Annotated in this window: 24 protein-coding genes; 8 read left to right on the forward strand and 16 right to left on the reverse strand. The window is 50.2% G+C overall.

The genetic code is table 11. The annotated features are described in order from the left end of the window. Positions 1–123: 123 nt before the first annotated feature. The 8 genes from GVJ32_RS03850 to GVJ32_RS03885 all read right to left on the reverse strand — a co-directional run bounded on the left by GVJ32_RS03850 (position 124) and on the right by GVJ32_RS03885 (position 7,326). Positions 124–1,776 carry a phosphoenolpyruvate carboxykinase gene (locus tag GVJ32_RS03850; RefSeq protein ID WP_286187524.1) on the reverse strand — a complete coding sequence of 551 codons (1,653 nt, stop codon included), beginning with the start codon at positions 1,774–1,776 and terminating at the stop codon, positions 124–126. Positions 1,777–1,845: 69 nt separating this feature from the next. Beyond that, complete coding sequence (gene hslO, locus GVJ32_RS03855) at positions 1,846–2,697, reverse strand: Hsp33 family molecular chaperone HslO (RefSeq protein WP_159238747.1); 852 nt, start codon at positions 2,695–2,697, stop codon at positions 1,846–1,848. A gap of 56 nt (positions 2,698–2,753) precedes the next feature. Further along, positions 2,754–3,161, reverse strand: a complete 408-nt coding sequence (locus GVJ32_RS03860) for an RNA-binding S4 domain-containing protein (protein WP_159238748.1) — start codon at positions 3,159–3,161, stop codon at positions 2,754–2,756. 14 nt (positions 3,162–3,175) lie between these two features. Continuing rightward, the gene (gene yrfG / locus GVJ32_RS03865; protein ID WP_159238749.1) at positions 3,176–3,844 is read right to left on the reverse strand and encodes a GMP/IMP nucleotidase; all 669 of its coding nucleotides are present in this window, start codon (positions 3,842–3,844) and stop codon (positions 3,176–3,178) included. A gap of 26 nt (positions 3,845–3,870) precedes the next feature. Then, complete coding sequence (locus GVJ32_RS03870) at positions 3,871–4,050, reverse strand: hypothetical protein (protein WP_103685121.1); 180 nt, start codon at positions 4,048–4,050, stop codon at positions 3,871–3,873. Positions 4,051–4,255: 205 nt separating this feature from the next. Continuing rightward, a complete protein-coding gene (locus GVJ32_RS03875) occupies positions 4,256–5,482 on the reverse strand; it encodes an acyl-CoA dehydrogenase family protein (protein WP_159238750.1) in 1,227 nt (408 codons plus the stop codon). 30 nt (positions 5,483–5,512) lie between these two features. Further along, positions 5,513–6,607: an acyl-CoA dehydrogenase family protein gene (locus GVJ32_RS03880; protein ID WP_159238751.1), complete on the reverse strand. Its 1,095-nt coding sequence runs from the start codon at positions 6,605–6,607 to the stop codon at positions 5,513–5,515. A 140-nt stretch (positions 6,608–6,747) separates the two neighbouring features. After that, positions 6,748–7,326 (reverse strand): TetR/AcrR family transcriptional regulator, encoded by a 579-nt coding sequence (locus GVJ32_RS03885; protein ID WP_159238752.1) that lies wholly within the window; start codon positions 7,324–7,326, stop codon positions 6,748–6,750. Positions 7,327–7,525: 199 nt separating this feature from the next. Between GVJ32_RS03885 and GVJ32_RS03890 the strand changes: the two genes are divergently transcribed. Further along, on the forward strand, positions 7,526–8,617 hold the full coding sequence (locus GVJ32_RS03890; protein WP_159238753.1) for a ketoacyl-ACP synthase III: 1,092 nt from the start codon (positions 7,526–7,528) through the stop codon (positions 8,615–8,617). Positions 8,618–8,678: 61 nt separating this feature from the next. Here the strand turns inward: GVJ32_RS03890 and GVJ32_RS03895 are convergent, their stop codons facing one another. The 3 genes from GVJ32_RS03895 to GVJ32_RS03905 are packed head-to-tail and all read right to left on the reverse strand — an operon-like array spanning position 8,679 to position 12,074. Then, the gene (locus tag GVJ32_RS03895; RefSeq protein ID WP_159238754.1) at positions 8,679–9,923 is read right to left on the reverse strand and encodes an SAM-dependent methyltransferase; all 1,245 of its coding nucleotides are present in this window, start codon (positions 9,921–9,923) and stop codon (positions 8,679–8,681) included. A gap of 28 nt (positions 9,924–9,951) precedes the next feature. Continuing rightward, positions 9,952–10,737, reverse strand: a complete 786-nt coding sequence (locus GVJ32_RS03900) for a DUF1365 domain-containing protein (protein ID WP_159238755.1) — start codon at positions 10,735–10,737, stop codon at positions 9,952–9,954. After that, entirely contained in the window at positions 10,734–12,074 is a 1,341-nt protein-coding gene (locus tag GVJ32_RS03905; RefSeq protein WP_159238756.1) for an NAD(P)/FAD-dependent oxidoreductase, read from the reverse strand. Before GVJ32_RS03905 ends, GVJ32_RS03900 begins: the two co-directional genes overlap by 4 nt. A gap of 104 nt (positions 12,075–12,178) precedes the next feature. Here GVJ32_RS03905 and GVJ32_RS03910 point away from each other — a divergent pair, with 104 nt between their 5' ends. Then, positions 12,179–13,417: an MFS transporter gene (locus tag GVJ32_RS03910; RefSeq protein ID WP_159238757.1), complete on the forward strand. Its 1,239-nt coding sequence runs from the start codon at positions 12,179–12,181 to the stop codon at positions 13,415–13,417. Continuing rightward, a complete protein-coding gene (locus GVJ32_RS03915) occupies positions 13,410–13,958 on the forward strand; it encodes a chalcone isomerase family protein (RefSeq protein ID WP_159238758.1) in 549 nt (182 codons plus the stop codon). The genes GVJ32_RS03910 and GVJ32_RS03915 overlap by 8 nt, the downstream gene beginning before the upstream one ends. Before the next feature lie 55 nt (positions 13,959–14,013). On the opposite strand, the gene GVJ32_RS03920 is transcribed toward GVJ32_RS03915, so the two are convergent. Continuing rightward, positions 14,014–15,138, reverse strand: coding sequence for a beta-ketoacyl-ACP synthase III (locus GVJ32_RS03920; RefSeq protein WP_159238759.1), 1,125 nt, complete (start codon positions 15,136–15,138; stop codon positions 14,014–14,016). Between the two features lie 262 nt (positions 15,139–15,400). Between GVJ32_RS03920 and GVJ32_RS03925 the strand changes: the two genes are divergently transcribed. Both GVJ32_RS03925 and GVJ32_RS03930 read left to right on the forward strand, forming a co-directional pair. Further along, positions 15,401–17,842, forward strand: coding sequence for an acyl-CoA dehydrogenase (locus tag GVJ32_RS03925; RefSeq protein WP_159238760.1), 2,442 nt, complete (start codon positions 15,401–15,403; stop codon positions 17,840–17,842). Positions 17,843–17,857: 15 nt separating this feature from the next. Beyond that, positions 17,858–18,166: a DUF2007 domain-containing protein gene (locus GVJ32_RS03930; protein ID WP_159238761.1), complete on the forward strand. Its 309-nt coding sequence runs from the start codon at positions 17,858–17,860 to the stop codon at positions 18,164–18,166. Positions 18,167–18,361: 195 nt separating this feature from the next. Here the strand turns inward: GVJ32_RS03930 and ilvD are convergent, their stop codons facing one another. Continuing rightward, complete coding sequence (ilvD, locus tag GVJ32_RS03935) at positions 18,362–20,203, reverse strand: dihydroxy-acid dehydratase (protein WP_159238762.1); 1,842 nt, start codon at positions 20,201–20,203, stop codon at positions 18,362–18,364. A gap of 227 nt (positions 20,204–20,430) precedes the next feature. Between ilvD and GVJ32_RS03940 the strand changes: the two genes are divergently transcribed. Beyond that, entirely contained in the window at positions 20,431–21,546 is a 1,116-nt protein-coding gene (locus GVJ32_RS03940) for a mechanosensitive ion channel domain-containing protein (RefSeq protein WP_159238763.1), read from the forward strand. 55 nt (positions 21,547–21,601) lie between these two features. On the opposite strand, the gene GVJ32_RS03945 is transcribed toward GVJ32_RS03940, so the two are convergent. Next, entirely contained in the window at positions 21,602–22,081 is a 480-nt protein-coding gene (locus GVJ32_RS03945; RefSeq protein ID WP_159238764.1) for an NUDIX domain-containing protein, read from the reverse strand. Positions 22,082–22,216: 135 nt separating this feature from the next. Between GVJ32_RS03945 and GVJ32_RS03950 the strand changes: the two genes are divergently transcribed. Then, entirely contained in the window at positions 22,217–23,005 is a 789-nt protein-coding gene (locus GVJ32_RS03950) for an SDR family NAD(P)-dependent oxidoreductase (RefSeq protein WP_159238765.1), read from the forward strand. 21 nt (positions 23,006–23,026) lie between these two features. On the opposite strand, the gene hemW is transcribed toward GVJ32_RS03950, so the two are convergent. Further along, on the reverse strand, positions 23,027–24,175 hold the full coding sequence (gene hemW, locus GVJ32_RS03955; RefSeq protein ID WP_159238766.1) for a radical SAM family heme chaperone HemW: 1,149 nt from the start codon (positions 24,173–24,175) through the stop codon (positions 23,027–23,029). 134 nt (positions 24,176–24,309) lie between these two features. On the opposite strand from hemW, the gene GVJ32_RS03960 reads away from it, so the two are divergent. Next, positions 24,310–25,503: an IS4 family transposase gene (locus tag GVJ32_RS03960; RefSeq protein WP_159238767.1), complete on the forward strand. Its 1,194-nt coding sequence runs from the start codon at positions 24,310–24,312 to the stop codon at positions 25,501–25,503. Between the two features lie 132 nt (positions 25,504–25,635). Here the strand turns inward: GVJ32_RS03960 and GVJ32_RS18295 are convergent, their stop codons facing one another. Further along, positions 25,636–26,094, reverse strand: a complete 459-nt coding sequence (locus GVJ32_RS18295) for a septal ring lytic transglycosylase RlpA family protein (protein WP_235035035.1) — start codon at positions 26,092–26,094, stop codon at positions 25,636–25,638. Positions 26,095–26,157: the final 63 nt, after the last annotated feature.

The following is a 26,157-nucleotide window of genomic DNA, read 5'->3' on the forward strand; positions in this document are numbered from 1 at the left end:
TAAGTTTGGAATTTGCCAAAGGGCTGAAACAGTAATTGCAGACAGTATAGTGCAAGGGCAGTGTATTTTGTTCAGACGAAAAAAAGGGCAGCCACGCTGCCCTCTTCAGCACTATCGGTTTGCTTAGGCTTTAGGGCCGGCTGCGATAATGGCGTCAGAAACATCAAACTTCTTAATGTTTTCTTGGAACAGCTTAGCAAGTTTACTGGCTTCGGTGTCGTAAGCGTCAGCATCGCCCCACGCTTTACGTGGGTTGATGTACTTGTCGTCTACGCCAGGAATAGACTTAGGAATGGTTAAGTTCAGTGCTTCTAGCGTCTCGGTTTCTGCGCCGATCAGTACACCGTTTTGTGCAGCGGCAACCACTGCGCGGGTTACTGGGATCGGGAAGCGTGAGCCAGTGCCGCCAGAGGCACCTGAGCCACCAGTCCAGCCAGTGTTGATCAGATAGACTTGTGAATCGAAGTCGTCAATACGCTTCATTAACAGTTCTGCGTATTCGCCAGCTGCGCGTGGCATAAACGGTGCGCCGAAGCAGGTAGAGAACGTGGGGTGAATACCCGCTTCTGCACCAAGCTCAGTAGAGCCAACGCGTGCGGTGTAGCCACTGAGGAAGTGGAATGCCGCAGCTTCTTTAGACAGAATCGAAATTGGTGGAATAACACCAGAGACGTCGCAAGTGAGGAAGATAACAGTTTTCGGTTCGCCAGCAGCATTTTCAATAACGCGCTTATCAACATTTTCTAGCGGATAGCAGCAGCGGCCATTTTCGGTCAGGCTGGTATCGTCGTAGTCAGCGTGGCGGGTGTCTTCGCCAATCACTACGTTTTCTACAATAGAGCCAAAGCGGATGGCATCCCAAATAATGGGTTCATTTTTTTGGCTAAGATTAATGGTTTTTGCGTAGCAGCCGCCTTCAATATTGAAAACAGAGCCCTTTGCCCAGCCGTGTTCGTCATCGCCGATCAAATAGCAGCTTGGGTCAGCAGACAGGGTGGTTTTGCCCGTGCCAGAAAGACCGAAGAACAAGGTGGTTTTACCTTCTTCGTCAACATTCGCCGAGCAGTGCATTGGCATAACGTCTTTTTCTGGCAGCAGGAAGTTCTGCACAGAGAACATCGCTTTTTTCATCTCGCCTGCGTAACGCATACCGGCTAGCAATACTTTGCGCTGTGCGAAATTGATAATAACGCAGCCATCAGAGTTGGTGCCGTCGCGCTCAGGTTCGCAAACAAAGCCAGCGCAGTTGAGGATAGTCCACTCTTCCTTGCCTTTAGGGTTGTATTTGCTTGGGCGTACAAACATATTGCGGCCAAACAGGCTCTGCCATGCAGTCTGGGTGTTAACAACAACGGGAATGTAGTGATCTTCGTGGGCGCCAACGTGCAGGTTGGAAACAAAGCTGTCGTGGTCTGCGAGGTAGTCTTGTACGCGATCCCACAGGGCGTCAAATTTTGCGCCGTCGAAGGGACGGTTTACGCTGGTCCAGTCAATAGAATCTGAAGTAGAGGGCTCTTGCACGATGTAGCGGTCGCCGGGTGAGCGGCCGGTGCGTTTGCCGGTAGTGACTACCAGTGCGCCGGTGTCTGCCAGTTGGCCTTCGCCACGGCTCAGTGCCTGCTCAATCAATTGCGCGGGGGTTAAATCTCTGTAAATCGTCGTTTCAGCACTCATTCTCTGTTTTCCTGTCACGTAATCCTGAGAGCAGCCTGGGTCTAGCAGCGGGGTCGGAGAGCAAGGAGAACCCCCATAGTGGCTGGTAATTTGGGGCGCCATTATTACAAAAAAGCCATAGTAGCGCTAACGTTTGCTAGCATAAATCTGCGTTTGGGTAATTTTGCAGAATTAATGTCGCGTAATACGGGTACTTTCATCGAACATCGCGGCGATATCAGACGGGCTAAATTGGTATAAGCGGTTGCAGAATTCACAGTTGGTTTCTACTAAACCCAATTCAAGAACGATGTCGTTGAGTTCGCTTTGCCCAATCGACATGAGTGCCTTTTCTACTCGTTCGCGATTGCATTGGCAGCGTGCAATTAGGGGCTTGGCTTCAAATAAGCGCACCGCATCTTGGTGATATAGCCGGTAAAGCAGTCCATCCGCATCTAGTGAAAGGAGTTCTTCGCTTTTGATGGTGTCGGCAATGGTGGTGAGGTGTTGCCACCGATCTTTGTCTGGGGTCTTGCTGGGAAGCTCTTGTAACATTAGACCGGCGGCACTGTTGGCGTCGGCACCAAGCCAAATACGGGTAGACAGCTGCTCGCTTTGTTCAAAATAAGTTTCTAAGCAGCGTGCCAAGCTTTCGCCATCTAGGCTGACGATGCCTTGGTAGCGTTTGCCGTGTTTGGGGTCAATCGTCATGGCGAGCTGACCATTGCCAATCAGGGTTTTAAAGTCGAGGCTCATGGCTTCATTCGCGTCGCGAGCGATGGCACGCAGTTCACGCTCAGAATTTGCCTCGGCCATAATAAGTGGCACTTCGCCGTCGCCACGAACTTGTAGTATCAAGGACCCTTCAAATTTTATGGTTGCGCTAAGCAGGCTGGCGGCGGCCAGAAACTCGCCTAGCAAATTCGCGACACCCGGCGGGTAGTGGTGAATATTGAGGATGTCTTGGTAGCTTTTTTCTAGGCGGACGTGTTCACCGCGAACGTCGGTTTTGTCAAAAATAAAGCGGCTGATTGTGTCGCTCATGAGCGTAGGGGATTCCGTGACTGAAGTGGCGCGCAATTATACCGTTTCTGCCTCGATTAGTCTGTGTCGGAGACTATTCGCTGAAAGCGATGAATCTGTCGGCGCTGCTTTTTGTTGGGCCGCTCTGGGTGAGCGAATGCTGAGCCTAGGGCTTTACGCTCAGCGGCTTGCTGTGCTCTTTGCTCGATACTTTCAGGTGTTTCTTCGTACAGCAGGGCGGCTTCCGGTGCGCCACGCCGCTGGTCAGACAGCGCGATAATCGTGACGACTTTGGTGTCGAAGCCGACTCTAAGGCTTAACTCAGCGCCTATTTGTACTTCTTTGCTGACTTTGCAGCGGTCACCATTGTACTGAACTTTGCCACCCTCGATGGCTTGTTTCGCTAAGCTGCGGGTTTTGTAAAAACGTGCGGCCCATAGCCATTTGTCGAGACGGATGCCGCTTGTGGGAGGTATTTGTGCCATATCAATTTTATGCGTCAGAGAGTTCGAGGTGGGATAGGTAGAATTTCTGCGAAACTTAGTACCGCAGGATAGTCCAAGGCGTCACGCACAGCTTGTTGGCTATCGGGTTGGCGTAGTGTAAGTAAATGCTGGATACCAAAATGGGCCGCCGCATCTAACACCGTGGCGGTATCGTCGACCAACAGCGTGCGCGCGGGATCAAAATGCCAATGTTGTTGGAGCTGGCGCCAAAAATCTGGATCTTCTTTGGGTTTGCCGAAGTCGTGAGAACTGATGATTTTGCTAATGTGCTGCCCAAGATCGGTGTGTTCGAGCTTGAGATCTAGACTGCCCTGATGGGCATTGGTGACTAGCCACGTTTCGCAATGACTGGCGTTGAGCGCATTCAGAAAATCTTTGGTACTGGGATGGGGGGCGATTAGGTGGGTCACTTCGCGCTTAAGTGCAACAATATCGACCTTAAGTTGAGTTGACCAATAGTCTAAGCAATACCAGTTTAGCGAGCCCTTTTCCGCCATAATTTGCTGCATTAGCTGTTCGCTAATGGTTTCTGGATTACCGCCATGTATTTGTGCATAGCGGAGCGGAAGATGTTGGGTCCAAAAGAAGTTGTCGTAGTGTAGGTCTAGTAGCGTGCCATCCATATCGAGGAGGACGGTGTCTATCGCTTGCCAGTTAATCATAAGGTGCCATAGTTTATGGCACTGGCTTAATTAGAGACCCGCGCCGGATTCAATTTCATGCTGACGGCATCGCGCATATCGATAACTTCAGCGTAGTTTACGTTTAACCACCACTCGGCGCGTTTGCTGCCAAACTGGCTTATTGCGTTTAGGTTGCGACGTATTTCTTGGAATATTACGCTGTCTTGCTTGCCTGAACCATTCATTGTTAAAACCCTCGTGCTCCAATGACTCGGTAGATTGTGCTTGCTGAGTGATCAAAGTACGGAGAGGGCCGTGTTTGGAGTATAGGGAAAACCACCTATTGAGTGAACCTACGTGTTGGAACTGTGAACAGGGTTTGATTTTAGTGTGTCACAGCGACAGCCGATGTCATCCCGCGCGGACAAATTCGGCTATCGCTGGTCGGTATTACCTACTTTGGTTGCCGCTAGGAATCTCATTAAACGCCAGACCTTTGTCTGCACGTGGCTCTTGGGGAAGACCGAGAACCTGCTCTGCTATCACATTGCGCATGACTTCGTCGGTGCCCCCAGCTAGTCGTATACCAGGCGAAAACAACACGGTTTTTTGAAAGTGTGCTTGCTGCTCTGCAAACGCGGGGTCGCAAATCACGCCGGCATCGCCCATCAGCTGAATGGCGTAGTTGGCGATGTCTTGGTTCATGACGGCGCCAACTAATTTCCCTAAGGCGGCTTCTGCGCCGGGCATACCCCCTTTGGCAACTGCCGTGAGCATACGGTTAGTCGAGGCTTTTATGCCCGCATGTTTGTAATACCACTCCGCTAAATGCTCACGCACGGCGGGGTTGGCGCTGATTGGATCGCCGTCAATATGAAGGGTTTTGACGAGCTTTAGAAACTCCGGAAAACCGTCAGGCTGTACCCCAGCAATCGCCAGTCGTTCATTCATCAGCACCAGCAGTGCGGCGCCCCAACCGCCCCCTACCTCGCCCAAGCGGTAGGTGTCGGGAATGACCGCGTTATTGAAAAACACCTCGTTAAAATGAGAGCCACCATCCATTTGTTTAATTGGCTTTACTTCAACACCAGGCTGATTCATGTCGATAAAAAACATGGTCATACCACGGTATTTAGAAATAGTCGGGTCGGTGCGGCACAGTATTACGCCGTAGTCGGAGTGCTGGGCGCCCGAGGTCCAAATTTTTTGGCCGTTGATAATCCACTTGTCACCGTCGGCAACTGCGGTGGTGCGCAGGCCGGCAACGTCTGAACCGGCACTAGGTTCCGAGAACATTTGGCACCACACGGTTTCTGCGCTGGCCATGGGGGGCAGTAGCTCTTGTTTCTGCTCCTCGGTGGCGAAATGCATGATGGCTGGGCCGCAATTGCCAATACCAATCACAAAATAGCCATCGGGTTCGGCGTAGTTCGTCACTTCTTGTGACCAGATGACTTTATGTATATCGCTGAGTCCGGCACCGCCGTACTGTTTGGGCCAGTTCAGACAGGCGTAGCCCGCGTCCGCCACTTTTTTGTACCAGACTTTGGCGTCTTGATAGGCTTCTGATTGATCTTTGCGGCCGCCGGCTGCTGACTTTGGTGTCGCGTTCTTGCTTAGCCAGTCGCGTATTTCGGCGCGAAATACAGCCTGTTCTGCTGAGTCTTTAAAGTCCATAACATTGTCCTTGGCAAATTGGTGTGCTGCTTAAGCGGCGAGAAGGCGGTCGACTAGCAAGCTTTTCCAATAGGGGTTGCCGCCTAGCAAAGTTGATAAATTCTGGGCGCGCCGATAGTAAAGATGGCAATCAAATTCCCATGTGAACCCCATGCCGCCGTGGGCCTGAATATTTTCTTTGCTGCAGAGATAGTAGGCGTCAACGGCGCTGACGCGGGCGGTAGCGGCGGCGAGGGGCAGTTCTGGTGCGTCGGCAGCTAAAGCCCAGGCGCCGTAATAGGCATTGGATTTGGCGAGTTCTTTGGCGACAAACATATCGGCTAGTTTATGTTTAATGGCTTGAAATGAGGCAACCTGCCGACCGAAGGCGTAGCGATCAGTGGTGTAAGCCTTGGCCATGTCGATGGCTGCTTCGCAGCCGCCGACCTGTTCAAATGCGAGTAAGACTGCAGCGCGGTCGAACAGAGTGTGCAATGCCGACGCGGCTGGAGTTTCGCCTGCTAATTGAATAACGGGGGTTTTATTAAAAATCAGTTCGGCGCGGGGTAGGCTGGGGTCGAGACTGTCTTGAGACGCGCGGCCGACACTGCTATCGCTAAGATCAGCGAAGTAGAGTCCAAGGTCACCATTTTCATTTTTGGCGGACACAATCGCCTTGTTGGCGATCATACCGTGCAGCACGGCGGATTTACGGCCACTGAGTTGATTATTAACCACGCGGCAATCGACGTGGTTAGTATTCCCCTCGCTGATGGCGACGGTGCTAATGATGTCGCCGCTAGCTAGTGCTGGCAGCCATTCCTGTTGCTGCGCCGGTGAGGCTGCGGTTTTAATTAATTCGGTGCCTAGGTATACCGATGCAATAAACGGAATGGGTGCCAGTGAGCGGCCCAGTTCGGTGGCGATAACGCAGAGCTCTAAATAGCTTAGTCCTAAGCCACCGTGTTCTTCGGTGATGGTGATGGCGGGCCAGCCCAGTGCAACGACTTGCTGCCAAAGCTCGGCGTCAAAGTAGTGTTCACCGTCGATAACATCCCGAACTCTTGCGCTGCTGCATTCTTTGGCTAGCATTGAGCGCGCTTGTTCTTGGATGTTTTTTTGGTCTTCAGAAAAGTCGAAATTCATTTTTTGCTCCTAAGCATCTCACCGCGATGTGGCGCGGAATGACGATGCGTTGAAGCTTAGGCGGGTGCTGGGTGCGGCACAATGGCAAAACTGACCAAGCGAATACCGGATGGGGCCAGCGGGCGAGCTGCCCGCGTGACTTACAGCGCCAGTGCTTTTAGGCTGGCTTTGAACTGCTCTTTAGTAGCCGGTAATTGCCGGTAGGAGAGTACCAAGCGGCCAACAATTCTGATGAGATCATCTAGATTGACGTTGCGATTATTCCGCTCGTTATAAGCGTTTAGCGGTTCTTCTAATAGCTCTCGCCAGTGCTCATCAGATTCGTCGTTGTCGATGTGTGGAGCTGCTTCGGATGCGTTTGCGCCAGACACAAGATCGAGTTTTCCAGCCTCGGGCGGCTTATAGCTCGCGGCAAACCAAATGCACTCTTCGAGCATCAACGGAAAATTATTGTCGTAAAGCTTGGCAATGTCATGAACCTTCATGAACATGCGATCGCGTTCAATATCGATCAGCGCGGCAATGATGTCAGACTTGCCATTAAAGTAGCGATACACCGTGCGCCGGGTGACGTTGGCGACTTTGGCGACATCTTCTATGGTGGTGGACTTGATGCCTTTAGTGATGAAGCAATCTACTGCCGATTTAAGGAGAATTTTTTTCCCAGTATCGAGGTCGTCAACTCGGGCCCCGTTTCCCCAGCGTTTGTTTGTTTTCATTTAGTGCACCTTGCTAAATTTGCATTGTCACTATCTTAGCATGTTGTAATCTTGCGTTTACGTTTCAAAACGGCTTATTTCATAGGGGATTATACGTATTTAACCTGTGAATTTTACTCGTATCTGAGCCGCCACTTTGGTGACAGTGCTAACATTGCTGGGCATAATGTTGGCCAATAAAACCGATTTCGAGCTTGTTATGCAATACGCAAATATAACTGGTTGGGGAAAATGCTTGCCGCCCGCCGTACTCAGCAACGAGGATTTGGCGACATTTTTAGACACCTCCGATGAATGGATTTCTACCCGCACGGGAATTAAAGAACGACGGATTTCCCATGTATCCACTGCCACACTTGCCAGTTTAGCCGCCAAGCGTGCCTTGGCTGCTGCTGGTTTAGATGCGGCAGAATTAGATATGGTGATTTTAGGCACTGCCTGCCCAGATACCCTCATACCTAATTCAGCCTCGCTTGTGCAGGCAAACATTGGTGCGGTGAATGCGGCGGTGTTTGATCTTAATGCGGCGTGTACTGGTTTTGTTTATGGCCTAAGTATCGGCACCGGCATGATACGCAGTGGCGCCATGAAAAAAGTACTGGTGATTGGCGCAGATCGTATTCCCTACTTCCTAGATTATAGCCAACGGGATGTTTCTGTATTATTTGGCGACGGTGCAGGGGCTGTGGTGTTAGAAGCCTATGATGAAGAGTGCGGCTTAATAGCGGAGAAGTTGGGCTGTGACGGCGAAGCGCGGGATATTTTGGCCGCTCGAGATTCAGGTACGGCGCGGGAGCGCTTCGCAGGCGTTGATGGCTATTTTGATGTGAATTTTGAAGGCCAAGAAATCTTTAAGCGCGCTGTTCGCGGTATGGGCCAGGCAATAACGGGTGTGCTCGAAAAGTTAGAATTAGAGCCCGAGCAAATCGATCTTCTAATACCACATCAAGCCAATGTCAGAATTATCGATACTTTGGCAAAGCGTATGAAAGCGTCGCCGGAAAAAGTCGTTGTGAATATAGAAAAATACGGCAATACCTCCGCTGCCACAGTGCCGATTGCATTGTGTGAGGCTTTAGAAGAAGGCCGCATTAACGCTGGCGATAAAATTTTAACGGCTGCCTTTGGCGCTGGCTTAACCTGGGGCGCTGCAGTGATTAAGTGGGGGCCGCGGACTACGCCTGTGGGGGAGTGCAAAGAAGAACTACCGCAAAGTGATAAAACCGCTCTAGATATATTGATGCCGTGGGTTAAAGGCTGCCAAGAAGCGGCGGCTAAAAAAGCCGAATAAGTTGAACACTGGATTGAAAAAGGGTCGCGCAATACGACCCTTTTATATGGCGTACGTAATTTTATTGCGCAGTGGGTTTTTCCAACACAAATTGATAAACATCGATGGAGTTGCCGCGAAAGCCACCCTCGCAGTAGGTTAAATAATAGTGCCACATTCTTTGAAAGCGTTTATCAAATCCTAGCGGTGCTATTTCTTCCCAGCGTTGATGAAATTTACTTCCCCATTCGCGTAGTGTGCGGGCATACCCTAGGCCAAAGGCCTCTTCGTCGCTTACTGTTAGGCCGGCGCCTACGGCTTGTTCTTTAAATTTGTCTGGGGTGGGTAACATGCCGCCCGGGAAAATATAGGTCTGAATAAAGTCAGGATTGCTGCGGTATTGCTCAAAGCGTTTGTCTTCAATTGTAATGATTTGAACGGAAGCGCGGCCGCCGGGTTTGAGGCGTTTGTGAACGGTGTCGAAGTAGGTCGGCCAGTATTTTTCACCTACTGCCTCTAGCATTTCTATCGATACAATGTGGTTGTATTGGCCAACGGTGTCGCGGTAATCGGTAAGACTAAATTCTGCTTCGCCTAGGGTTTCCGCCTTGGCTAAACGCTGCTGGGCAAATTCAAGTTGACGTTCAGACAGGGTAATGCCGTGCAATTTCACCTTTTTCTGACTGCATACCTGTTCAGCAAAGCCACCCCAGCCACAGCCGATTTCTAAAATGGTATCGCCATCTTTAATGTCGAGAAGATCAATAATACGTTGGTATTTCGCGTATTGTGCCTCGGCCAAAGTTTGTTGCTCGCTGGTGTAGTAGGCGGCGGAGTAAGTCATGCTGGGATCTAACCACTGCTGGTAAAACTCATTACCAAGATCATAGTGGTAGGAGATATTACGACGGCTGCCGCGCTTGCTATTGGCATTGCGTTGATGGCGCCACTTTTGAAATGCACCTTCAATTTTGCCGCTGTCTAGCATGCCGCCAAAGTACTCTTCATTAATGACAATCCATTCGACTAGCATGGCGAGATCGGGGCTGTCCCAGTCGCCATCCATATAGGCCTCGCTCCAACCCACCGAGCCGCCGGTAAAGGCTTTGCGCACGGCCTTCCAGTTGTGGAGCACAATTACAGGATTGAAGTGTTCGCAGGGGTGATCGCCAAATTCGATGCTATTGCCATTAGGCAAGGTAAGGCGCAGAACGCCGCGCGCCGCATTGGACAATGGTGCCAGAACTTTTGCGACCATTTGTTGTTGGCGCTTAGCCCACCAGCCAGAACCTATATTATTTTCGAGAGCAGCAGTGGCTGTCTTCATAGTTGACCCTTAAGTATTTGTCACACAGTTACTGGTCAATACGTGAGATTGCAGATTTTGGTTCAGCGGGACGGGGCACAATTTTTACGCCCTTGATAAAAAGCTTCAACGCTTCCCAGTGTATACCTAGTACAGCCTTGATCGTCATAAATGGCAAGCTGATAAGATTTTTGAGAAGTTCGGTGTCGGTAAATGGCCGGTGCTCGCCGCGAAATACCGCATGGAGCAGGGCTTTGCCCTGTTCGGTTTCGCGAATAGCTAGGGCGATACGCTGCTTGGGTAGGTGCATACGGAAATGGTAGCGCGCTTCCATAGGGATAAACGGTGACACATAAAAATTTTTATCGCACTGCTGGCGAATAATGCCCTTGTCTTGATCGCTGGCCGACACCGGAATCAAATAACTGTGTCGCTGCTTAAAGGTATTGCTGACTTCGTAAAGAATGGCAAAGAGTTGTTTATTGTTCTTATAGCAGTAGTACACGCTCAGCGGATTAAAGGTGTAACCGAGAATGCGTGGATAGCACAGTAGGCTGGCGGAGCTGAGGTGCTCATGCACACCGTGTTCCCGCAGGGTGCGCTCTAAATATTGGCGTGGCGCTTCGCCGCTACCGTCGCCGATGTCGCGATGATAAAAGCTAAAAAAATTGAATTTATTAACTGAAAACAGTTTGCAGCGCTGGGCGGTGTCGTTGAGTTTGTCTAGATCAAATAAAAAGCTGCTCATGCGATAAACAAAGCGATGTTTACGGGGGTAAAAGCGATGATGCATTACCTCGCCGCAGTAAATTGCCGTGTCGTCGTCACTCGTCATGCGGAGGCGTCGTTCGGGCTTAGATAGATGCGGTCGCTAGCCTTGTCGCTACTCCATGGCCGCAGGTTGCCACCGAGCTGCTCGGCAACGGCCAAACCAGATTGAATGCCGTCTTCGTGGAAACCGTAGCCAAAATAGCTACCGCAGAACCATGTGCGTTGCTTGCCCTGCAGGTTCCACAGCTGCTTTTGTGCGATTAGCGCGGCGTCGTCAAAGACCGGATGTTGATAGCTAAATTGCTGGTAGACCAAATCTTTGCGTGGCGCGCGTAGTGGGTTAAGCGTGACGATGATCTGCTCTGAACAGGGCAGGTGCTGGAGTGAGTTCATCCAGTAACTCACTGACACTTTACTACCTTGTTGTTCGCTGTCTGCAAGGTAATTCCAGCTGGACCATACCTGTCCTAAAACGGGCATCAGTTTTTCATCGCGATGAAGCACCGCTTCGTTTTCTTCGTAGGCAAATGCGCCGAGCAAACGCGTTTCTTCGTCGCTGGCATCGTCGAGCATGGCAAGGCTTTGGTCCGCATGGCTGGCCATAACGACGTGATCAAAGCGATGATCTTTATCTTGGTGGTCGGTGATCATAATGTGATCTGTGAAGCGTCGAACCTTGCTGACTCCGCAGTTTAGGCGGATATCGCCGTCGAAGATTTGGGTAATTCGCTTTATATACTCCCGCGAACCACCGACCACCGTTTGCCACTGGGGGCGCTCATTTACCTGCAGCAAACCGTGATTGTCGCAAAAGCGTAGAAAGGTTTTGGCGGGGTAGGCCATGAACTTCTCTACCGGCGTTGACCATATGGCCGCCCCCATCGGCAGTAAATGATCTTCGCGAAAGCCGGCGCCGAATTTCTCTCGGGTCAGTAATTCGCCCAATGACATTTCATCAGGCAGTGACTGCAGCCAGCCCGCACTTTGCTTATAAAAGCGCAGCAGGTCGCGGATCATGCCCCAAAATCGCGGCCGGAGCAGATTGCGCTTCTGGGCAAACAGGGTAGATATCGAATCTGAGCCGCTGTATTCCAAGCGGCCTTTGTCTAGCGATACGCCGAAGGACATATCAGTACTCTGATAAGCCACGCCAAGTTCTTTAAATAGTCCGACTAAGTTGGGATAGCAGCGTTCGTTGAAAACGATAAAGCCGGTGTCGACGGCGATAGTGCCGGCGCTGGTTTTAATGTCTACGGTATTCGTGTGACCGCCCAAGCGCGAGTCTTGCTCGAACAGGGTGACATTGTGATTTTTGCTAAGTAACCACGCGCTACTTAGGCCGGAAATACCTGAACCGATGACAGCGATATTGAGCGCGCTAGTTTTCGATGAATTTTGCATAGAATTATCAGTGATCCCACAGTCTTGTTATTACGTATAGCATCATTATTCAGATCACAGTCAGTGGGTCTGTATTGCCCGTCCTTGACCGTAAGGGAGTTAGAATGCGGAGCTCATCCCAGTATTGGCGATATTTTCGTTATGCATTGCCCGGTTTACCTCTTGCCGCATTGGGCCTTCCCTTCTATATCTACGCGCCGCTGTGGTTGGCCGAACAGGGCGGTTATGGCTACACCTTAATTGGCGCCATTTTTTTCTTAGCGCGAATCAGCGATGTCGCTAGCGATTTACCCGTCGGTGCTTGGGTAGACCGTCGCGGTAGTCATCGCATGCTGTGGCTAGGGTCATGGTTATTGATCGCCGCCAGCGCAGTGGCATTGATAGCACTGCCACACCCTTGGCCATCAAGTGTACTAGCCCTTGCGCTGGTATTACTCATGCTGGGTTGGACGGGTATTACTGTACCTTGGTTGGCCTTGCCTGTGAACTTGTCGCGCAACAATATTGATCGATTACGTTATAACAGCAGTCGCGAGGGGATGTTGTTATTCGGCACGCTTTTAGCCATGTTGGCACCGGCTATGTTAGCGCCCGCAATGCTGCCCTCGGCGCTGGTCGTATTGCTATTTGTACTACTTATTGCGGTTGTTTTGCAGGGTAGTCAGGTCGCAGCGGCGTCGGCCAGTCCGACCTTAGGCTTCAAGGTGCTATTAGGCGATACGCGGGTGAGAAAATTGGCCCTGCCGTGGTTTGTGAATATGTTAGCCAATGCGATCCCCGGCACGGTGTTGCTGCTCTTTATGCGAGAAGTTTTGCATGCAGAAGATGCCGTGCCACTTGCCTTATTGAGTTATTTTTTGGCGGGTTTAATCGGTGTGCCATTTTGGTATTTCTTAGCGAAGAAGCTTGGCGATGTGCTGTCGTGGCGAATTGGCCTGTGTAGCTCGGCGATTTTATTCAGTTTTGCGGCCTTGCTCGGCGAGGGCGACGTGGCGTGGTTTATTGCGATTAGTGTTGGTACGGGGCTGGCGCTGGGGGCTGACCAAGCACTGCCATCGGCCATGCAAACAGGCCTCGCACAAGATTTGTCTAAAGAACACAATGGCGCGGCCATTGGCGCACGCATGTTTGCCCTGTGGAGTATGTTGAGCAAGGCGGCAATGGGTTTAGCTGTGGGAGTGTCGTTTTTGTGGCTCGGCAGCCAAGCCGAGATGACCATACCGCCGGTATGGGCCATCACCGCCGTTTATGTTGTAGCACCAGTGGTATTGAAATTATTGGTGTTTTTTATGCTGGGACGATCACCGCTAGCCTACCAAGGAGAAAAGCCCGTTTATGAATAAGCACATAAAAGTTTTTTTGGCTGCGGCCTTGCTGTTTAGTCACTCTTTAGTGTTTGCCGCAGATTGGCGCACGGTGAGCAGTGAGACGTATACCCTGTTGTGGAAAGATCTGACCTTTACGCAGCTCAAGGTTGACCCCAATCAAAAATTTCCCGAAAGCGGCAACATATTAGATCCGGCCTACGCCAAGCAGATTGTTATTGAATACAAAGTTGGGGTGTCGGCGGAGCGCTTTCGCAAAATGACCAATAAGGCATTGGCGGGCGCCTTCAGCGCTGAGACGCTAGCTGCGGCAGCGGAGGATATTGCGAGGTTTTGCACTTGGTATATTGCCGTTGAAAAGGGTGACAGCTACCAATTAACGTGGTTGCCGAAAGAGGGCCTTACCTTGACGATGAACGATACTGATCTCGGCACAATCAACTCGTCAGAGTCGGCTGCGTTAATATTAAGCGTATGGCTGGGGCGGGCTGCGGTCAGCGAAGATCAGCGTGACACCATGCTCGCCGCATGGCGAAAGGCATTGGCTGATAACAAGTGACATTAGTGTTGGCGGTGTGGCTGATGACCCTCCCGCGAAAGGGTCATCAAAGCGGCTAGCGCTTTTTAAGTATCAGGCTGCCGATAGAGTAACCGGCGCCAAATGAGCAAATTACGCCAATATCGCCGGCGGCTAAATCCTCATGGTGTTTAGCAAAGGCAATAATAGAACCCGCTGAGGCGGTATTGGCATACTCGTCGAGAACAATCGGCGCCTCTTCAAGTGTGGCGTCACGCCCTAATAATCGTTTGCTGATCAAAAGATTCATATTGATATTGGCTTGATGCAGCCACCAGCGCTTTAAATCAACGACCTGAATGTCGTTGCTGCGCAAATGAGTCTCAATGTGGTCAGCGGCCATGGGGCAGACTTCTTTAAATACTTTGCGACCATTCTGATGAAATAGTTTGTCCGCCGCATACGGGTCTTCGTCAGTCACGCGAGTGGTGTAGCCAAAGTTCGAGCGAATATTATTGGAGTATGAGGTCACACATTTAGTGCTCACAACATCAAAGGCGTGGGCAGACGTGCAGGATTCACTACTTTCTACCACCACGGCCGTTGCTACATCACCAAAGATAAAGTGTGAGTCCCTGTCCATGAAATTCACTTGTGGAGAGGTAAGCTCAGGATTTATGACTAGTACACCCTTGGAGGTACCGCACTTTATTGCGTCAACCGCCCGTTCTAGGCCAAAGGTGGCCGCAGAGCAGGCGACTAACATATCAAATCCAAACCCTTCAATTCCTAACGCGGCTTGTACTTCGATGGCAATGGCAGGGTATGAGCGCTGCGTGTAGGCGCAGGACACAATCACCATATCAATATCAGCGGCGGTTTTGTTTGCAGCAGTGAGTGCTTTTTTCGCGGCGGCAATGGCCATTTCTGCTTGATGTGAGACTTGCCCGTCGTCGCGTATTTCAAGCAGCGGACGCATACGATGGATATCTAAAACGCCTTCTTTCGAGTAGACGTAGCGACTTTTAATGCCAGATGCTTTTTCAATAAAAGCGGGGCTAGAAAGTGGCTTTGCTGCTAGCTCTCCGGCTTCAATGGTTGCTTGGTTTTGCTGGTTAAAATGCTCCGCCCAAGCGTTGTAACTTTCGACTAGTTCTTCGTTGCTAATGCTATTTTCTGGAGTCCATAGGCCCACCCCGCTAATAACGACTGAGGAGTTCATGTCAGTAATCCCGATATTATTTCAAATTAGATATAAAGAGAGAGTGTGGCCGACATCGTCCATTCAGTCCACATATTGAAATAACAAATGCAAAATTGAAGATTTTCGCTACCGGCGGTGTCCATGTAACAACACCTTTACGTATTTTGCTTGGCTGCTTAGATGCGGTAATGCAATCGTCGCAGCTAGGGCGTAGCATGATGAGCCACATTCACTGATCTAGTGTTTGCCTCGCAAACGACAACAGCTCAGAGAGGGTACTATGATTGGCCTACTAGCATTTCTTGCAATAATTATTGTCACCGCGTTTATCTTTTATTTTCATTTGTCTCGTCGTAGCGGCTGTGCGGTGTTTGTTGCTGCGTGGTTACTAGCCGGAACCTGTAGCGAATTTTTTGTTCATCCCCTTGTGTTGTTAGTGGTACTGGCGGTATTGGCGGTGATTCTTGTCGATAGTCTGCGTATTAAGTTTGTTAGCGCACCGGCAAAAAATGCCTTGAAAAAAATGATGCCAGCCATGAGCAGCACCGAGCGTGAAGCGCTGGACGCTGGCACCACGTGGTGGGAAAAAGACGTGTTTTCTGGTCAGCCAGATTGGTCTAAGTTTGAGAAAATCGAACTTTCATCACTTAGCGAAGCAGAGCAGGCCTTTATCGACAATGAAACCGCAGAACTATGCGAGATGCTCGATGAGTGGCAAATTCACCATCACGATAAAGATCTCTCCCCGGCGGTTTGGCAATTCATTAAAGATAAGGGCTTTCTCGGCCTGATTATTCCCCGCGCTTACGGCGGCCTCGAATTTACGCCTTACGCCCAAAGCCGCGTGGTCAGCAAAATCGCGAGTCGCTCTACAGTGGCGGCGGTGAGTGTCATGGTGCCGAATTCCTTAGGCCCCGGCGAGTTGTTGCTGAAGTACGGCACCGACGAGCAAAAAGACTTTTGGCTGGCGCGTTTGGCGAAAGGGCAAGAACTACCCTGCTTTGGTTTAACCAGCCCAGAAGCCGGCTCAGATGCGGGCGCGATTCCCGATACCGGTGTGGTGTGTGAGCAGGAGTTTAAGGGTGAGAAAGTCTTAGGCGTAAAACTTAACTTCTCAAAACGTTGGATCACACTGGCGCCAATCGCCACGGTGGTGGGTTTAGCGTTTCGACTGAGTGACCCAGATGGCTTAATTGGTGACGAGGTTGAGCGCGGTATTACCTGCGCCCTAGTGCCAGCGGATTTGGCGGGGGTGGAAATTGGTCGCCGTCATTATCCTGGCTCTGCATTCATGAATGGCCCGATTACCGGCGTAGATGTTTTTATTCCCATGTCGATGCTGATCGGCGGGCAGGAATATATTGGTCAAGGCTGGATGATGCTGGTGGAGTGTTTGGGCGCGGGGCGGGGTATTTCATTACCCGCACTGTCTACCGCGGGTGGCGAAATGAGCTACTTGATGGTTGGCGCCTTTGCACGCATTCGCCGCCAGTTTGGGATCTCGGTGGGTAAGTTTGAGGGTGTTCAAGAAGCCAGCGCTGAAATTGCTGCCGGCGCCTATATGCTAGAGGCCTACCGCGCTTTAGTAACCCGCGCGCTGGCCGATGGCGCGCCGTCGGTGCTAACCGCAATGGCTAAATATCATGCAACTGAAACTATGCGTGGGCTGGTTAATCACAGCATGGATATACTTGGTGGGCGCGCCATTCAAATGGGCCCGCGCAATTTTATGGCCTTGGTATACCAGACCATTCCCATCGCGATTACGGTGGAAGGCGCCAATATTCTCACCCGCTCGATGATTATTTTTGGTCAGGGGGCTATGCGTTGCCATCCTTATTTGGCTGATGAGCTTGAGGCATTGTCTGACGAAAGCGACGGTGCACTTGAAAGCTTTGATGGCCTGCTGAGTGGCCATTTAGCACATACCGCGGGTGTCTTTAGTCACGGATTCCTAAAGGGCTTAACGGCAGGTAAATTATCTAAACCACACTGCGGCAACAGCGAGCTGTCGGCGCAGTGGTATCCGGTGATAGACCGCTATAGCGCTGTGTTTGCCGCGACCGCGGATTTTGCTTTGTTACTGCTTGGGGGTGATATTAAGCGTCGAGAATTACTGTCGGCACGCCTCGGTGATGTTCACAGCCAGCTGGTTATTGCCTGCGCCATTCTAAAATTTCATGACCATCAACCCGCTAGCGAAGCAAATACGCTACACGCACAGTTTGCCTTAAAACGCAGCTTTACGGCGGTAAATACTGCCTTGCTTGGGTTTTATCACAATATGCCGCAACGCTGGCTGGGTAGTGTATTGCGAGTTCTGTTCTTTCCTTGGGGCATGCCTAATTTTAACGTGTCAGATAATGATATTCGCGCTTTGGGCGATATGATTATGACCCCCAACCCCGTGCGTACTTTATTGGCGGAGGCGGTGCACGTCAGTGACAATGACTTAGATGCACAGGGCCGTATTCATCGTGCGTTTCAATTGCTAACTGAAATTGACAAGGACTACGACGCGTTTCTTGAGCACGATCATCGGGGCCGCTTACCGGGCGAGACAATGGCCGCCAAATTACAGTTGGCGGTTAGCGAAGGTCTGTTTAGTGAAGAGCAGGCAGCGCGTTTAGCTGAGTACGATGAGCGGCGTTACGACTGTTTACTGACCGATGCTTTTGATGAACACTTAAACGATGTGGATGTGCGCCCAGTCAGGCCATAAGCCTTGGAGCCGTAAGTGGAAAAGATATTTACTGACCCCAATATCATGCTGGTTGTGCATGTGCAGAACCAGCTGCAGGCTGAGGATATTGTGGGCGAATTGCGCAACGTTTACGCGGGTGGCGCCTCTGGTAGTTTGGCGTTTACGGAAGTGTGGCCAGAGCTGTGGATTGATGAAAAACATATTGAGCGCGCAGAGTCGCTATTAAAGAAGTTAAATAGCGAGCCAGAGTTTGTTTGGGTTTGCGCGGGCTGCACAGAAGAGAACGCCTCGAGTTTTGACTATTGTTGGCACTGTGGTGAGTTGGCGCCAAGCGCGACGTGATGAGTGTAATACCACTACAAAGCTTAAGGGTAATTGCTTATCTACCTTAAACGGAGATTGGACTATATTGTTACTACAGATCTTTTTGTTTAGAGCGCAAAAAGATGTTGGGACAGGTACAGTCTTCTGTTGCGTGAAGACAATGCCAAATTTGAAGGGGCCGTTTGGCCCCTTTTTTGTGTCTAAACCGCCAGCTTAAAGCTGGCTTATATCCCGCACTGCGCCAGTGTCAGCACTGGTAACCATTTTGGCGTAGGCTTTTAAGGCCGCAGATACTTTCCTTGGGCGCTCTTTCACCGGCTTCCAGCCATCGGCGCCTTTGGCGTCCATTGCTTTGCGCCGCTTGTTAAGCTCGCCTTCATCAACCAACACATTAATGCCGCGGTTCGGTATGTCGATGCGAATAATATCGCCTTGCTCTACCAAACCAATGGCGCCGCCGGCTGCAGCTTCTGGCGAGGCGTGGCCGATAGATAAACCAGAGGTGCCACCGGAGAAACGACCGTCAGTAAGTAATGCACACACTTTGCCCAAGCCTTTAGATTTAATATAGCTGGTTGGGTAAAGCATCTCCTGCATGCCGGGGCCGCCTTTGGGGCCTTCGTAACGCACAATAACAACATCACCGGCTTTAACGCGGTCGTGAAGAATGTCATCAACGGCGCCTTCTTGGCTCTCGCAGATATGCGCGGGGCCTTCAAACACCAGAATGCTCTCATCAACGCCAGAGGTTTTTACCACGCAGCCGTCTTCAGCAATATTGCCGTACAGAACCGCTAGGCCACCTTCTAAAGAAAAGGCGTGTTCCAAATTGCGGATGCAACCACCTTCACGATCGGCGTCGAGTGACCCCCAGCGCGTGTCTTGGCTAAAGGCCGTTTGGGTTGGAATGCCGGCGGGGCCAGCTTTAAAGAAGTTTTTCACCGCGTCGTTGTCAGTGGTCATGATGTCCCACTGGGCCACTGCTGCGCCCATGGTACTGGCGTGCACGGTGGGAAGATCGGTTTCGAGTAAGCCGGCGCGATCAAGTTCGCCAAGAATAGCGAAAACACCACCTGCACGGTGTACGTCTTCCATATGGTATAGCGGCGTATTCGGGGCCACTTTACACAGCTGGGGTATTTCACGAGACAGCTTGTCGATATCTTTCAGGGTAAAATTTAGCTCCGCTTCTTGGGCGGCGGCCAATAAATGCAAAATGGTATTGGTTGACCCGCCCATCGCGATATCCAGAGCCATTGCGTTTTTAAAGGCGCTATACGAGGCGATATTCCGTGGCAGCACGCTGGCGTCGTCTTCTTCGTAGTAGCGTTTGGCTAGCTCAACAATGCGGCGACCCGCTTCTAAGAAAAGTTTTTTGCGGTCAGCGTGGGTCGCTAACATCGAGCCGTTGCCTGGCAGTGACAGGCCGAGGGCTTCGGTTAGGCAGTTCATGGAGTTGGCGGTGAACATGCCTGAACACGAGCCACAGGTTGGGCAGGCAGAGCGCTCGTATTCTGCGACTTTTTCGTCTGATGCGTCGTCGTCTACGGCGATAACCATGGCATCAACCAAGTCGAGCTTGTGTTCAGACAGCTTGGTTTTACCGGCTTCCATTGGCCCGCCAGACACGAATACCACGGGGATATTCAGGCGCAGTGCGGCCATTAACATGCCAGGGGTGATTTTGTCGCAGTTAGAAATACATACCATGGCATCGGCGCAGTGGGCGTTGACCATGTATTCCACTGAGTCAGCGATAATGTCGCGGCTGGGCAAGCTGTACAGCATACCGTCATGGCCCATCGCGATACCGTCGTCGACAGCAATAGTGTTGAATTCTTTGGCAACGCCGCCGGCTTCTTCAATTTCACGAGCGACTAATTGCCCCATGTCTTTCAGATGGACGTGGCCGGGAACAAATTGTGTGAAAGAGTTAACCACCGCCACAATCGGCTTTTCAAAGTCACCGTCTTTCATGCCAGTTGCGCGCCACAGAGCGCGGGCGCCCGCCATATTACGGCCAGCAGTAGTGGTTTTGGAACGATAAACAGGCATAAATAATCCTCGTAGGCAGTCGCCAAGCCTTGTCTTGCTATAGTGTAAAGTGCGCCAGTTTAACACAGCGTGCGGCTGGCCCGCATGATGTAAAACGCGGGGAATTTACGTCGCTAATGCGCTAATCTGCGTATAGTAAGTAAATGATCTACCTTGTTGGAACAGGGGTCAATTCTGCGAGTGATCGTGGTCATTACATAAAAACAGATTAGCCGTGGAGTTAAATAATGGATGAAGCTTTGGGCGCGGTGACTAGCGTCGCACCGGACTGGTTAGGTGAGTGGGGGCCGTTTGCGGTACTCATGGTGTTGATGTTCGGTGTTTGGATGTTCACCCGCAAGATTTTCGCCGTTCAAAAAGACCACGGCGCAGATATTCGCTACCGCGAACAAGGCACCAAACTGGTATTTCGACTCAGTGGCTTATTGTTGGGTATCACCACTTTCCCCATGGACAGTGAGCTGCGCGGCCAATTATTGAGCTTGGTTGGCTTGTTACTCAGTGCTGCGATTGCACTGTCGTCTACCTCGGTGATGGGAAATTTAATGGCGGGCTTCATGCTGCGTACGGTGAATAGTTTTCGCGCCGGTGACTATATCGAGTTTCGCAATGAGCTGGGCCGAGTCTCGCAGCGGGGCTTACTGCATGTCGAGTTTCAAAACGAAACCAGCGAGCTGGTGACGGTTCCCAATTTACTGTTAGTGCAAGAGCCTTATAACGTGGTGCGCTCATCAGGCACGGTGGTGTCAGCGGAGGTGTCCTTGGGCTATGACGTCGATCGCCGCGATATTGAAACCGCGCTACTGAAAGCGATTGAAGGCGCTGAGCTGGGCGACGGCTTTGTGCAAATTCGTAATTTGGGTGATTACTCGGTTAATTACCGCGCCAGTGGCTGGTTAAAAGAGGCAGGCCTATTAGTGAGTGCGCGTTCGCGTCTGCGGGGCAAAATGCTAGACGCATTACATGATGCGGGAATTGAAATTGTGTCGCCGTCGTTTATGAATCAGCGACCTTTACCGCCGGAACTAAAATTTATCCCTGAACGCAAGAAAATGATGCGAGCAGAAGAGGATAAAAATGGACACGCCGAAGAGATTTTGTTTAGCAAGGCGGAGGTGGCCAGCGCGGTAGAAAATCTCGAAGGGAAGATTAAAAAATTAAAAGAAAAATTAAAAGCTGAGCCTGAAGGCGACGGCGAAGATGTAGACCGTGAGGCGGTCAAAGAAGAATTAAGCACCCTAACCGACGAGCTTGAGCGGGCAAGAGAAAATGCCAAAGAAGAGGCGGCAAGAGATCGTCATGGCAAAGATGATGAGGTTGAAGACGCGGATCAAGAAAAATGATCCACGGCCTCAAATCAAGTAGCTGCAATAGCAGCTACTTGGCGTGATAGCTTGATTAACCGATTTTCGTTTTTATCCAATCTGTTAACGCCAGCCCAGTGCCCATTGGCCAAGGTTTGATTTCTGCTGCAGGCACAATTTTATAATCGTCTAACTCGTGGTTAAGTTTAACTTCACCAGCTGCTTTGACGTGATACGCAATGATGACCTGATTTTGCTGGGCAAATGGGTAAACACCAACCAATGTGGTTTCTAGTGCGTGCAGATTAAGCTCTTCCATCGTTTCTCGGCGTGCACATTCTTCTGGATCTTCCCCCGCTTCTAAAAAGCCAGTAATAATGGAGTAGAAGCTTTTTGGCCAACTCACGTTATGGGCCATTACCACGCCGCCCTCGACCTCAACAATCATGGCAACCACGGGCACCGGATTATTCCAAAGTACAAATCCGCAGGCGGTGTCTGGGCAGCCTTTGCGAATTTCACCGTCTATGACTCTTTCGGCGATTGGGCTGGCGCATTGTGGGCAAAAATTCATGGTTGGGCCTCGTCGTTATTATTGCGTGATGGTTGCGTAAAATAGCTAATCTTGGGATTTTGCCACAGACAGCCGGTGTGCGACCATGTTTACAACGAAGCTAATTTATATAACAAGTAGAACGAGTATGCTGCTATGGATTTGAAATTGAAAAATAAGACGGCGTTGGTGACGGGAAGTAATCGCGGTACCGGTGAGGTCATTGCACAGACTTTGGCGAGGGAGGGCGCTATTGTTGTTTTTCATAGCAATGAAGAGGACGCAGCGGCTGAACTAGCTGTCAGCACAGAATCCGCACACGCTGTGTGGGGTGATATTGCAACTGACACAGGTTGTGAGCAGGTTCTTGCACAAACTAAAAACGCGGTGGGTGACGTCGATATTTTGGTAAACAATTATGGCACTGCAACGGCAGGTAAGTGGAGCACGAGCGCTAGTGACGATTGGCTGGATATGTATCAGAAAAATGTGCTGTCTGCCGCGCGCCTAATTCAAGGGTTATCGCCGGCAATGAAGGCGCGGGGCTGGGGACGCATTGTGCAGCTAGGTACCATTGGCAGTCATCAACCCAATAATATTATGCCGCATTACTATGCCTCTAAAGGGGCTCTAGCGACCATGAGTGTGAGTTTAGCGAAGGAGCTTTCTCATACGGGGATTACCGTAAATACAATTTCCCCCGGCTATATTCGTACAGCAGAATTAGAGGCGGGTTTTCGTAAGCGCGCAGAGAAAAAAGACTGGGGCGATGACTGGAATGAGATCGTGAAAAAAATCGTTGAGACGGAATACCCCAATCCCAGCGGCCGCATTGCCGAGCGGCAGGAAGTGGCGGATCTAGTTGCTTTTATTTGCAGCGATCTAGCGGGCTTTATCAACGGCCAGAATATTCGCATAGATGGCGGTGCGGTTTGCTATGTTTAAGCCGCTTAATGAATGATGGCGCTATTCTGGTAAAAACTCGGCTAACACACTGTCGAGCATATCGTAGCCTCTGGCAGTGGGTGAGTAATTATTGTCCTGGTATTGAATCAGACCATCAGCGATAAAGCGCTCAAGTTTGTTTGCAATGGTTGACCACGGAAGGGCAGTGCGAGCGGTAAACAAGGCGGCTGAAAATCCCTGCTGTAAACGTAGCGCATTCATCATAAATTCTAGGGGTAAATCTGCCTGCGCGATGGTTTCGGTTTTACTTGTTCGAGACGGCGCGCGGCTTAAATAATCTTCCGGCTTGCGGGTTTTTTGATAGCGAATAACATCGCCCTGCGCTTGGGTGATTTTGCCATGAGCGCCAGCACCAATGGCGAGATAGTCGCCGAATTGCCAGTAATTAAGATTATGCCGCGATTGGTGATTAGGCTTTGCAAAAGCGGATACCTCATAGCGCGAAAAATTGGCGGCGCTGAGGGTTTCAAAGCCAGCACTTTGAATGCGGTGCATTTCGGTTTCTATGGGCAGAGTTGGCGGGCGTTTAAAAAATTCGGTATTGGGTTCTATGGTGAGTTGATACCAGCTTATATGAGGCGCGCCTGCATCTATGGCAATCTCTAAATCACGTAATGCATCTTCTTTGGTTTGATCGTTTAGCCCGTGCATTAGATCGACATTAAAATTATCGAAGCCTGCATTTTGCGCACAGGCTATGGCGCGCAAGGCGTCGTCACTATTGTGTATTCTACCGAGCTTTTTAAGCTGCGCGGGATCAAAACTCTGCACACCAATAGAAAGCCGGTTTATACCCACCTGCCGATATGCGTTGAAACGCGCTTGCTCAACAGTGCCGGGGTTGGCTTCTAAGGTAATCTCTATATCGTCAGCGAATTTAAGTCGCTTACGCAATTCGGCAAACAATGTTTGGTAAGCGCTCGGAGAAAATAAACTTGGTGTGCCGCCGCCGATAAAAATACTTTGTAATTCGCGATTTTGAATAAACCCTAAATCCTGATCGAGGTCTTCTAACATCGCCTCGATATAAGCCTGCTCAGGTAGCTCGCTCTTCTGCTCATGGGAATTAAAGTCGCAGTAAGGGCATTTGCGCACGCACCAAGGAATATGGACGTAAAGCGATAAGGGCAGCTGGGTGGAATCAGTCATAAGCAATATTTGGGGTCAGTGTCTGAGGTATCCCCACGAATTTCATAGGAATAACAATTAGTTAATGCAAGAAAGGAACGTTCATGGCCCTTGGTGATCAATAATTTCGCCAAAAACAACCAAGCACGAGAGCCATGAACGCGACCACTATTTTGAACACAATCCTTCCTCTTGTCAGCCCTAATATGCATAAACTCCGGCGTAATGCGTTAACTGCTTGTATCCATAGCCTCGCGCACGGAAGCCTAGGAACTGTCACGAGTATAGGCCGAGGTATTCAATCTAAAGCCTTTGAAAAACATCGTATCAAGCGCTCTGACCGAGTACTTTCTAACCCTCATTTACAACAAGAAGCTCTTTCTATTTACGCTCATATGTGCCGCCTGTTTACGAAGAGTGGCCGCCCCATTATCAGTGTTGACTGGTCTGATCTTGACGGCCGAAAACAGCACTTTCTCATCAGGGCAGTAGTGGCGTTTCAAGGTCGACCCTTTACTTTATATGAAGAAGTGCATGGCATAAAAACCAAGGAAAAACCGCAAACACACAAGCGTTTTCTTGCCGTACTGGCCTCTCTTCTTCCAGAAGAAGCCAAACCAATTATTGTGACAGATGCGGGTTTTAAAATGCCTTGGACCGAATTAGTAGCAGACTTAGGCTGGGACTACGTTGGGCGTGTTCGTCGACCCCGTAAATTTTTTGATGAAATCAGCCAGTCATGGCGATGTATCTCGCATTTGTTTGCTAGTGCAAACAGTACACCAAAGCTATTAACGTTGAATTTAGGGCAATCAAAGCCTCATCGTTGCCATCTAGCGCTCTATAAAGCAAAATCCCAAGGACGACATTTATTGAACCAAGACGGATCAGCTAAAGCATCTAAAACCTCGTTAACAGCGGCCCGTGGAGCAAAGGAGCCTTGGTTGTTGATCTCATCGCTACCAAGGAACAGTTCGTTTGCCAAAAAAAGCGTAAACGTTTATCAAACTCGTATGCAAATTGAAGAAAGCTTTAGAGACATGAAAAGCACGAAATTTGGGTTGGGATTTGAGCATAATCACACAAGAACAACAGCACGAATGAAGCTATTGATTTTGCTTACAACGCTAACGGCTATGGTGCTTGTTTTGCTAGGTAAAGTCGTGGAGCTAGCTGGGTTGTCGTATCGTTTTCAATGCTCGAGTACTCGAAAATATCGAGTGCTCTCGCACTTTTTCTTAGGCAAAAGAGCCTTATCCACCCATTTAATAATCACCGCTCAACAATGGCGAGACGGGATTCGTCAATTTACCAAGCAATTGCGCGAAGGAGAAAGTTTTATAGCCTAAATTCGTGGGGATACCTCAGGGGCAGTGTAAAAACTATGGATTATAGGACGCATAAGAGCTCAAGGTATTCTATAAGTTGAAGTTTTCGCTGCGTCTAGGTGAAGAGTTTTTACACTGACCCTAAATATCTACCTATTCAATGAGTTCAATATCAACTTTGATCAAACCGGAAGAGATATTGCCAATTTCAGCAAAGGCCACCTTAGATAGATCGATTACACGACCCCGAATAAATGGCCCACGGTCATTGATTGTAACCACCACACTAGCGCCGGTTTTCTTATTCGTTACTTTAACACGACTGCCAAATACCAGGGTTCTGTGGGCCGCGGTGTAAAGTTCGTGTCGGTAGCGTTCACCGCTGGCGGTCGTTCGATTATGGTATTTATCATCATAGAAGGAGGCTAGGCCAGATTCCATGACAGCGGTGGGGGCCTCCGTGGTGACTGGGGCCGGAGCTTCCTCGATCGTATCTTCATTCAGTGGCACAGACGAACAGCCTGCTAGCGAGAACAGTATTGCGATGGTAATTAAAGCGATGCAGCTATTCGCGGCGCGGCGGCGAAAGCGGTAAGTTAATATTTTTGACAAGAACACCCCCAAAAGGCATTTAGTGTGAATACACGCGCTCTAATCGATCTCGGCAATGAGAAA

This window comes from Zhongshania aliphaticivorans (genome assembly GCF_902705855.1).
Taxonomy (GTDB): Bacteria; Pseudomonadota; Gammaproteobacteria; order Pseudomonadales; family Spongiibacteraceae; genus Spongiibacter; species Spongiibacter aliphaticivorans_B.

Bases quoted from the DNA above. Each gene is read 5' to 3' on its own strand.
- GVJ32_RS03850 (WP_286187524.1), bottom strand. From the start codon at position 1,776: ATGGCGCCCCAAATTACCAGCCACTATGGGGGTTCTCCTTGCTCTCCG.
- GVJ32_RS03950 (WP_159238765.1), top strand. From the start codon at position 22,217: ATGGATTTGAAATTGAAAAATAAGACGGCGTTGGTGACGGGAAGTAAT.
- GVJ32_RS03870 (WP_103685121.1), bottom strand. From the start codon at position 4,050: ATGAATGGTTCAGGCAAGCAAGACAGCGTAATATTCCAAGAAATACGT.
- yrfG (WP_159238749.1), bottom strand. From the start codon at position 3,844: ATGATTAACTGGCAAGCGATAGACACCGTCCTCCTCGATATGGATGGC.
- GVJ32_RS03885 (WP_159238752.1), bottom strand. From the start codon at position 7,326: ATGAAAACAAACAAACGCTGGGGAAACGGGGCCCGAGTTGACGACCTC.
- GVJ32_RS03910 (WP_159238757.1), top strand. From the start codon at position 12,179: ATGCGGAGCTCATCCCAGTATTGGCGATATTTTCGTTATGCATTGCCC.
- GVJ32_RS03875 (WP_159238750.1), bottom strand. From the start codon at position 5,482: ATGGACTTTAAAGACTCAGCAGAACAGGCTGTATTTCGCGCCGAAATA.
- GVJ32_RS03940 (WP_159238763.1), top strand. From the start codon at position 20,431: ATGGATGAAGCTTTGGGCGCGGTGACTAGCGTCGCACCGGACTGGTTA.
- hemW (WP_159238766.1), bottom strand. From the start codon at position 24,175: ATGACTGATTCCACCCAGCTGCCCTTATCGCTTTACGTCCATATTCCT.
- GVJ32_RS03880 (WP_159238751.1), bottom strand. From the start codon at position 6,607: ATGAATTTCGACTTTTCTGAAGACCAAAAAAACATCCAAGAACAAGCG.
- GVJ32_RS03960 (WP_159238767.1), top strand. From the start codon at position 24,310: ATGAACGCGACCACTATTTTGAACACAATCCTTCCTCTTGTCAGCCCT.
- GVJ32_RS03945 (WP_159238764.1), bottom strand. From the start codon at position 22,081: ATGAATTTTTGCCCACAATGCGCCAGCCCAATCGCCGAAAGAGTCATA.
- GVJ32_RS03925 (WP_159238760.1), top strand. From the start codon at position 15,401: ATGATTGGCCTACTAGCATTTCTTGCAATAATTATTGTCACCGCGTTT.
- hslO (WP_159238747.1), bottom strand. From the start codon at position 2,697: ATGAGCGACACAATCAGCCGCTTTATTTTTGACAAAACCGACGTTCGC.
- GVJ32_RS03900 (WP_159238755.1), bottom strand. From the start codon at position 10,737: ATGACGAGTGACGACGACACGGCAATTTACTGCGGCGAGGTAATGCAT.
- GVJ32_RS03890 (WP_159238753.1), top strand. From the start codon at position 7,526: ATGCAATACGCAAATATAACTGGTTGGGGAAAATGCTTGCCGCCCGCC.
- ilvD (WP_159238762.1), bottom strand. From the start codon at position 20,203: ATGCCTGTTTATCGTTCCAAAACCACTACTGCTGGCCGTAATATGGCG.
- GVJ32_RS03915 (WP_159238758.1), top strand. From the start codon at position 13,410: ATGAATAAGCACATAAAAGTTTTTTTGGCTGCGGCCTTGCTGTTTAGT.
- GVJ32_RS03920 (WP_159238759.1), bottom strand. From the start codon at position 15,138: ATGAACTCCTCAGTCGTTATTAGCGGGGTGGGCCTATGGACTCCAGAA.
- GVJ32_RS03895 (WP_159238754.1), bottom strand. From the start codon at position 9,923: ATGAAGACAGCCACTGCTGCTCTCGAAAATAATATAGGTTCTGGCTGG.
- GVJ32_RS03905 (WP_159238756.1), bottom strand. From the start codon at position 12,074: ATGCAAAATTCATCGAAAACTAGCGCGCTCAATATCGCTGTCATCGGT.
- GVJ32_RS03860 (WP_159238748.1), bottom strand. From the start codon at position 3,161: ATGGCACAAATACCTCCCACAAGCGGCATCCGTCTCGACAAATGGCTA.